The sequence below is a fragment of the Thermovirga sp. genome (assembly GCA_012523215.1).
Lineage (GTDB): Bacteria > Synergistota > Synergistia > Synergistales > Thermovirgaceae > 58-81.
This window is the reverse complement of record JAAYIZ010000109.1, coordinates 1-5,695: the sequence shown is the minus strand read 5'-3', so window position 1 is coordinate 5,695 and position 5,695 is coordinate 1. Positions and strand designations below refer to the sequence as shown.

Annotated in this window: 6 protein-coding genes and 1 rRNA gene; all 7 read left to right on the top strand. The window is 55.5% G+C overall.

Features of this window, described 5'->3' with window-relative positions:
- Positions 1 to 103: 103 nt before the first annotated feature.
- Entirely contained in the window at positions 104 to 994 is an 891-nt protein-coding gene (locus GX108_03180) for a DUF4115 domain-containing protein (GenBank protein ID NLO56046.1), read from the top strand.
- An 8-nt stretch (positions 995 to 1,002) separates the two neighbouring features.
- Complete coding sequence (gene rimO, locus GX108_03175; protein ID NLO56045.1) at positions 1,003 to 2,298, top strand: 30S ribosomal protein S12 methylthiotransferase RimO; 1,296 nt, start codon at positions 1,003 to 1,005, stop codon at positions 2,296 to 2,298.
- Between the two features lie 59 nt (positions 2,299 to 2,357).
- Positions 2,358 to 2,759 (top strand): phosphatidylglycerophosphatase A, encoded by a 402-nt coding sequence (locus GX108_03170; protein ID NLO56044.1) that lies wholly within the window; start codon positions 2,358 to 2,360, stop codon positions 2,757 to 2,759.
- Positions 2,756 to 3,283 (top strand): CinA family protein, encoded by a 528-nt coding sequence (locus GX108_03165; GenBank protein ID NLO56043.1) that lies wholly within the window; start codon positions 2,756 to 2,758, stop codon positions 3,281 to 3,283. The genes GX108_03170 and GX108_03165 overlap by 4 nt, the downstream gene beginning before the upstream one ends.
- Positions 3,273 to 3,869 (top strand): RNA 2',3'-cyclic phosphodiesterase, encoded by a 597-nt coding sequence (gene thpR / locus GX108_03160; protein NLO56042.1) that lies wholly within the window; start codon positions 3,273 to 3,275, stop codon positions 3,867 to 3,869. Before GX108_03165 ends, thpR begins: the two co-directional genes overlap by 11 nt.
- A gap of 2 nt (positions 3,870 to 3,871) precedes the next feature.
- The gene (recA, locus tag GX108_03155; protein ID NLO56041.1) at positions 3,872 to 4,993 is read left to right on the top strand and encodes a recombinase RecA; all 1,122 of its coding nucleotides are present in this window, start codon (positions 3,872 to 3,874) and stop codon (positions 4,991 to 4,993) included.
- A gap of 188 nt (positions 4,994 to 5,181) precedes the next feature.
- Positions 5,182 to 5,695, top strand: a 16S ribosomal RNA gene (locus GX108_03150); the annotation flags it as partial.

Here is a 5,695-nt window from a genome sequence, read left to right as displayed (position 1 = left end):
GGGGGGTGCGACGTGCTTGTAGCCGGTAGCGCCATCTTCAATGTCCCCGATCCGTACGAAGCGGTTAGGGAGATCAAGGCCAGGGCCTTGGAAGGAGTCCTCCGTGACTGAAGAAACAAGGAATGCCGCGCAACTGGGTGAGGAGGCAGGCGGGCGCCGTCGTCAAAAGGGCCTGAAACTTTCGGAAGTATCCGAAAAGACCAAGATACGCATGCCCTTCCTGGAGGCTATAGAAAATGGATCCCTTCAGGATCTGCCGCAGAACATCTACGCGAGGGGGTTCGTGAAAACCTACCTCGAGATTATCGATTCCTTCGACCTTTGGCCCGAGTACGAACAGGTTTTCCAGTCCTTTCTTCCGGGCGAGGAGGGCCTCGCGGAGTCACTGGTGCAATATATGCCGCCTCAGAAAGGTTTTCAGAAGGTGTCAAAGGCGTGGATGTTCCTCTTCCTCTTTTTCGCGATCGGTATCTCCTTTTACATGATCTGGCAGCAGAAAGATGTCATGACCAGTAAAGTAGCCACCTTTTCCACGGAGAACGCCCTTCCGCAGGACGTGGCAGTATCGCCCGATGAAGCCCTTCCCGGCACCGGTAGGGACATCGTCGCTGAAAGCCTCGCAGCTCCGGAGGTAGGCACCGCCACTGTCCTTCAAGAGGTTGCCCCTAGCCAGGGACCGGAAGACACGTCCTGGATCCCCGGCCACGAGAGTGAGCCTCCAGGGAGGAAACCCGCCCCCGTCGGAAGTCTCGCCATCAAGGCCAGCGGACCTTGCTGGATCGGGGTGAATCGTGACGACGGAGGGAAGGTCCAGAAGACCCTTTACGCTGGTGATTCCTACGAGACGATCATCGATATCCGGACAACCATAAGGTTCGGAAGCGCTGGGGCCGTATCGCTGACCTGGGATGCTCAGGAAGTTGACTCCATTGGTAGGATGGGTGAAGTCGTCACTATCGAATTCCTCCCCGATGGATCCATGAAGAGGCTATAACCTTTCCGATGAAAGTATTCCTTTTAAGCCTTGGCTGTTCCAAAAATCAGGTTGACAGCGAAGCAATTGCGGGGGTTCTCGGAAAAGGTGGTCATCGCTTGGTAGCAACCTCCGATGAAGCTGACGCGGCGATCGTTAACACCTGTGGTTTTATCGCTCCCGCCGTGGAGGAGAGCATCGATGCCATCCTGGACCTGGAAATCCTCAGGCAATCGGGAAAACTGAAATTCCTGGGGATCGTGGGATGCCTCGTCAACAGGTATGAGAAGGATCTCAGGTCAGAGATCCCATCGGCCGATCTTTTCGCTAGGGCGGGAGATACCGAGGCGATAGCGAAAGCGATGATCGGAGGGCACCCGTGCCAAAACCGAATCCTGCTCCCGGGCACTCCCTCCTGGACCAGGTACCTGAAGATCAGCGAGGGATGTGACAATCGTTGCAGTTACTGCACCATTCCAAGCATCAGGGGTCCCTTTGCGAGCGTACCCTCCACGATAATTTACGAGGAGGCGGCAAGGTTGGTCTCCGAAGGCGCCAGGGAGATTTGCCTGGTTGCCCAAGACCTTACCGCCTATGGGCAGGACGCGGGAGATGAGGTAGACCTCGACCTGCTTATTGATGGGTTTGAGGATCGTTTCGAGAGAGAAGACCTTTGGTTCAGACTTCTTTATCTTAACCCGGGAAGGGTCGATAGAAATCTGATCGAAAAGGTGGTTTCCAGCGATCTCTTCCTCAACTATCTGGATATGCCCGTTCAGCACGCCTCCGCCCGGATCCTGGAGGCCATGAACCGGGGAGGAGCCGAAGGCGAAAGGGCCTTGGATCTCTTTTCCTTTGCCCGTTCGCTGGATCCGTGGTTCGCGCTGAGGACCACCATCATGGTGGGCTTTCCCGGAGAGACAGCGGAAGACTTTGAGAAACTGCTTGCCTTTCTCAAATCGGCGAAAATCGACAGGGTAGGCGTTTTCCCCTTTTACCCGGAAGAGGGGACACCGGCGGCGGCGATGGAAGGCCAGGTCGACGAGGATGTCAAGAGGGAAAGGATGGAACGTCTCTTCTCTCTCCAGGAGGAAATCTCCCTCGACAGGCAGAAGCTCTTCGAGGGGGCAGTCCTCAAGGTCCTGGTCGATGGGTGCCACCCTGAAGATGAGTACCTGGAAGGCCGTTCCTTCAGGGAGGCTCTCGAAGTCGACGGTGTGATCGAAGCAAGCTTTAAAGAGGTCATCAGGCCGGGCGAGTTCGTGAAGGTCAGGATACTGGAAGCCCTGGAGCATGACTTGGTCGGGGAGGTTGTGACGCCGTGAGGGAATGTCGCCCGGACGAACTCGTGAGCACTTGCCTGGGTCTGGGATTCCTAACCGGGATGCCCGGGACTCTGGCCTCCTTCGCGGCCGTAGTGGTCGCGATGTTCCTGCCCGTCAATGCGGTGTTGATAATCCTGCTGGCCGTCCTTGGAGGAATAGCATCCTGGTCCTACTCTAAGCGTATAGGCGTGAAGGATCCGCCGGAAGTTGTCATCGACGAAGTGGTCGGGATGTGGATATCCCTATACGGTTTCGGTCCTCATTTTTTTCTGCCGGCTTTGGGACTTTTCAGGATTCTCGATATCGTCAAACCCTTTCCGGTCAGGAACGTGGAAAAACTGCCGGCGGGAATTGGCATAATGGCCGATGATGTCCTTGCCGGACTTATGACTAATCTTATACTCAGGGGGTTATCATGGTTTTTCCTGGGCGGGGGTCTGCGGGTTATGACCCGGATATGAAAGAAGCAAATGAGAGCGCGGGTCGTGTTGAAGAGCTTTCCCGCGTGGTCCTTGCCGAAGCAAGAGCCAGAGGGCTTACGATTTGTTGCGCTGAATCCTGTACAGGAGGGCTTCTGTCGGGAGCTCTCACCGATAACGCTGGCTCTTCCGACGTCTTCGCCGGCGGGGTCGTCAGTTATTCAAACCGTTCCAAGACGAGGATCCTCAAGGTTTCGGAAGAATTGATCCAGGAACATGGAGCCGTTAGCGAAGAGTGCGCCCTTGCAATGGCCCTCGGCGCTTTGAATCTTTTCGAGTCCGACATAGCCTGTTCGGTCACGGGGATCGCGGGTCCGGGAGGAGCGGTACCCGGGAAACCCGTAGGGTTAGTATGGTTCGCCGTGACCTCATCCTCCGGGAGCAAGGCCTTTGAGAGATACTTCAAGGGGGACAGGAGGTCGATCAGGGAAATGGCCGTCGCCTCGGCTCTCGCGGAGGTGGTCGTGGCCTTGAGACGCGCAAGGGGTGTTGACCATGGCTGTTGACCTTGTTCGGTGCTTTGTCTGCGTCGAACTCGACGGCTCGGTCAGGGAAAAGCTTTCGAGGTGGGTTTCCCACTTTAAAAAAATGATGCCTGAAATCCGGTGGGTCAGGGAGGACGCCTACCATATCACCCTCAAATTTTGCGGCGAGATACCTTATACTCTTCTTTACAAGCTCGAAAGCACTTTGGAACACGGCCTTTCACTAAAAAAAACGAGGCCCTTCCCGCTTGAACTTGCCGGGATAGGCGCCTTCCCCGGTTTACGCCGGCCCAGGATCCTGTGGGCCGGGATCGGGGGCGAGGATTACCTGGTTCAGAGGCTGGCTGCCATCGTCGAAAGGGCCGCCGTCGCGGCGGGAATGGAAAAGGACAAGAGACCCTTTCACCCCCATGTCACCCTGGCCAGAATTCCGCTGGGTGTGGATCTTCCGGTGGAAGCCTTGAGAGAGATGAACAACAGCAGCGAGTCCTGGGGTGAATGGAACGTGTCTTCCCTGACATTGATGAGGAGCGAGCTTTTGCCCGAAGGACCCAGATACTCTCCCATTGTGGTTTTCGAGTTCTCAAATGACCTGGAGGTGCGGTGATCATGGGGAAACGTAAAGGCACAATGACCAGAGAAGATGTGCTTGACCAGGCTTTGAACGATATCCGGAGCAAATTCGGGGAAGGCGCGATCATGTGCTTGGGAGAAAGCTCCGGAGCACCCGCCGAGGTGATCTCGACAGGCGTGCTTCCCCTTGACATAGCCCTTGGCATCGGAGGATATCCCAGGGGGAGAATAGTGGAGGTCTTCGGGCCTGAGGGAGGGGGCAAAACTACCCTTGCGCTCCACGCCCTCGCCGAGGCGCAAAAGGCGGGGGGAATAGCTGCCTTCATTGATGCCGAGCACGCTCTTGATCCCCGACTGGCCTTTTCGCTAGGGGTCAAAATCGAGGACCTTTACGTGGCCCAACCCGACAGCGGCGAGCAGGCTCTCTTCATACTGGAGACCCTCGTCAGGAGTGGAGCCGTTGATGTCATCGTCGTTGATTCTGTAGCGGCCCTGACGCCCCAGGCGGAGATCGACGGTAAGATCGGCGACAGCCAAGTTGGACTGCAGGCAAGGCTCATGTCATACGCATTGAGGAGACTCACTTCGGCCATTTCCAGGAGTAACTGCGTGGTCATATTCATTAACCAGCTCAGGGCCAAGATATCCACCATGGGGTACGGGGGACCGCAGGAAACTACCACCGGCGGGCGAGCCCTCAAGTTCTACAGTTCCGTAAGGGTCGAGGTAAAGAGAGGCAAGTCCATCTCAAGGGGTGATGAGAACCTTGGCCATGAACTCTGGATCAAGGTCGTCAAGAATAAGCAGGCGCCACCCTTCAGGACGGCCCACGCCTCGCTGATCTACGGCAAGGGCATCCCCGCCGAGATATCGGTACTGGATATGGCCCTCGATTATGAGATTCTCAAGAGAAAGGGCTCCTGGATAGCCTACAAGGGTGAAAGCCTTGGGCAGGGGAAGGAAAGTGTTGGCAATTACCTCCTGGAGCACCAGGACCTGATGGAAGAAATCACCACTGCTGTCAAGGCCAAGGCTTCGGAAGGGATGGCATTCCCCATCGTAGAAGAAGAAGTCGAGGAAACGGATCTGCTTGAAAAAGCTGAACGGGAGATAGAAGAGGGAGTACTCAATATCACCCTGGAAGAAGAGGATAAGTAGCTGATACCTGTTAGTTTCGGCGAGAGGAAGTTGAAACGGATCAAGGGATAATAGCATCTTAATTATTGACACTGATCCAAGGCCATAGTATAATAACCTTTGCCCTTTTAAACGGGCAAGTTTCATGCACCTTGACAAGGGTATATAGGCAGGATAGGAAGCGTGCGGGTTTTTACGTTTAGCAGATTTTTTTTTGAGAGTTTGATCCTGGCTCAGGACGAACGCTGGCGGCGTGCCTGACACATGCAAGTCGTACGGTTCATGTATCTTGCAAGCTTGCTTGTTTGTACATGGATAGTGGCGGACGGGTGAGTAACGCGTGAATATCTATCCATTGGAGGGGGACAACCCGTCGAAAGGCGGGCTAATACCGCGTAGGCCATTTTTTTGGTGAAAGGTCACATATTGTGGCTGCCGATGGATGAGTTTCCGTCCTATCAGCTTGTTGGTGGGGTAAGGGCCTACCAAGGCTAAGACGGGTAGCCGGTCTGAGAGGATGGCCGGTCACACTGGAACTGAGATACGGTAGAGACTCCTACGGGAGGCAGCAGTGGGGAATCTTGGGCAATGGGGGTAACCCTGACCCAGCGACGCCGCGTGAGGGATGAATGTTTTCGGATTGTAAACCTCTGTTGTACGGGAAGAAGAGCGTGACGGTACCGTACGAGTAAGCCCCGGCAAACTACGTGCCAGCAGCCGCGG